General features: G+C 45.7%; 1 protein-coding gene. It reads right to left on the minus strand.

Annotated features, from left to right (window positions below):
- Window positions 1–1026: 1026 nt before the first annotated feature.
- The gene (locus tag J3482_RS19780; RefSeq protein WP_021297482.1) at window positions 1027–2097 is read right to left on the minus strand and encodes a phosphodiester glycosidase family protein; all 1071 of its coding nucleotides are present in this window, start codon (window positions 2095–2097) and stop codon (window positions 1027–1029) included.
- Between the last annotated feature and the right edge of the window lie 701 nt (window positions 2098–2798).

A 2798-nucleotide genomic window follows, 5' to 3' on the forward strand; every position in this document is an offset into this window, starting at 1 on the left:
CACTGATGAACAGCAGTTACTAGCTCCAACGTCAGTTTTGCATAAATAGCTAACACTAGGGGTTGCACTCAATTTACACCACTTGACGGGACACTACCAGGACTTCCCCTTCTATCCAGTCAGATTAAGACTTTAAGGCAACGTATTTTTCAACATGAATTACAGAAACGAACGTTTAATTTTCCCGATGATACACCCTTTAATAAGAGAATCGTTTTAAACTCCAATTCCAATCTACGTCGACCAATACATCAAAATACCGAGTATCGCCCTTCTAATATGAAGTTTGTACCCATGCCTAATCCGCCTTTTTTAATAAGGAACTCAATGGGCTATCTTTGGATTTTCATTACAAAGGGAACAGTGAGTCAAAGGGCACTTGTTTCACAACTTATTCGTCAGGAACCCTACCGCATGAAGCAAAATAGAGATGAACTTTATAAACAGGTAGGCGAATTTATAAGTTATCTTCAAAACGAAGGAAAAATTCAACTTATTTCAGACGATGAGCACGACCGAATATGGATTATGAAAAAGTAACTGTTCTCTAAACGACTCTTTGTAAAATGACCGTAAAAGCCCTTGAACTGGAGCCCTCTCCGTAACCATGAGGGACATTGGATAATTGCATCAGTTTCTTACACTTGGTTATAATAAAAATAAAGACACCGCCCATCAGCTGTAACTGATGAACGGTGCTGCGGTTGGGGCCAACTAGCCCTGTTGTGTCATATGAATGTATGGTACGCCTTGAGAGCTAATACCTGTGCTGGGGTATTAGCTCTTGCTCATTTCTGGAACTCTATGTGTAACGAGAATAACCAGAGTGGCATGCCAGCTATGTTCACTGGTGCTGCTTTAAGCTTGACTGTTACCTTCATAGACAGCCACCTCCTGCCCGTAGAGAAATCCCAACAGGGCAGTTGGCCCACATTTCTACGGGCCGGGTGGTTGCACGCAACAACCGCATTCCAATTATATCATCTCCACGGTCCTCCATTGCCATTTACGTTGTGGGTTATAACTTCACTTGTACGTCACCACTAATGCCGTCGAAAGATTTCTTCCTGGCGGCGTCACGTAACGTCCATTCAGGTACAGTCCCGCGGAACTCCCACCGTCCAAATTCATCGCTTGCTTTAACCCAAGTTTCTTCGCTATGTCAGCTTCCGTTGACAGTGTAGCGGCGTGAATTGTCCCGAGTACAAGGTCTCCCTTGGCGTCTATCCCTGCGAAACTCCGCAGTGTATTACTATCAACCAACGTGGGATCCTTAAAACCTTCAAGTGATGGATTTAAGACAACTTGACGGTCATCCACTAACATCGGTCCACACCCCAACGCATTAGGGTATTTGGAGATGTTAATCGCTTGTCCCTTTAAGTTCTCCACATTTACGCTGACACTCGCTGGGTCGCCAGGGTGAATGCGGCTAAGCATTGATTTCTCGCCTTTGCCAATTTCCACGGAGTATCCATTAGATGGGATAGTAGTGCTACCTTGTTTGACACTCGTGACTTTACCATCCGCAATACTCACTAAATCTGCGTTCTTATTCGTCATCGTCTTACCGAAGTAAGAAGTTAGAATATCGACGACGCCCGAGTTTGTCGAAGGTGAGTTGATGTACCACGGCCAAAGCCCAGTGACAGATGGGTTCGTCTGGTCCTCGATCGTTCCGGATAAGGTCTCCTTCGCGCGGGTCATCAGCATGTTTCCGTTGGAACCGAACGCTAAAAGCGTGCCCTGTCCCGCACTCTCAAATTGTCCGTTAATCTCTATTGTCCCTGTCGGAAATTTGTTCCCCCACGAGTTGAAGAAAGTTCCGTTTATGGCGACCACCGCATGGACGGATTTGGCCATATTCGCCAACGACTCGGTTGTACCCAGCTTATGATTTGCAATCACCGGGAATACAGAGACGTTCGGATTGTGGGTGTTGATGGTCACGTATTTGACCATCTCACCGTCTATTGTTGCCTGGTGTTGGCTGATCGCTTGCGTGTAGGGTGATTGAGTTGCAGCCGAGATAGCGAGTGGAGACAAGACTAAAGATACCACTGCACAAGGGCCGGCTAGAATTTTAAGTACTTTCATAGTAAACCTCCAATGAACCAATACCTATATCATAGTAAGACAACCTAGAACAATTTACATCGTTTTCCTCCATATCCTTTGCACCTTTGTCCATACCTCCGACGTCACGTTCATCCAGTTCCTTACACAAAATTGGTTCGTACAGTGACACAATGTACCAATGTTCAGACGCCGCGCTTCGACAGACTTTGCACCTGCCGCCCCTTATAATGATCCCCGCTAGGAAAGGCGGTATCTGTGGCCGCCAATTTGTCGTCAGCGAAGGTGGGGCTGGCGATCCTTACCTTTACCCCGTATTTACAGCCTACGGTAACGTGGGCTGTCTTTTTTTGTAGGCAACGCGGTGTGTAAATCGGGGGGCAATAAGATGATGATTTGTCGGCAAATTCATATTTTCATCGGATTCATGGGGTAACATCTCTAGAAGTGGGGATGTCATGTTGACGGTTAAATCGTTGTTCGGTTCTCTGAGATGATGCGATATCAAGTCACAACAGGCTTGTTATTCGCTTCCCATGTTTCTCTCTCAGCCCAGGAACCCGAAATTCTCCTTCCATCTCGGTTATTAACCGTGCTAACGCTTTGTCTCGTACGTAAAGACGGTTAAAGTCTCAAATAGTGGTGTAAATTCTTCTGGAGGCTGAATCTTGACGAAAAAGCCATCGAGTGCAATCTACTAAAAGTGTGCAGCAATCAGTAGA

The organism is Alicyclobacillus suci (assembly GCF_017329615.1).
Lineage (GTDB): Bacteria > Bacillota > Bacilli > Alicyclobacillales > Alicyclobacillaceae > Alicyclobacillus > Alicyclobacillus suci.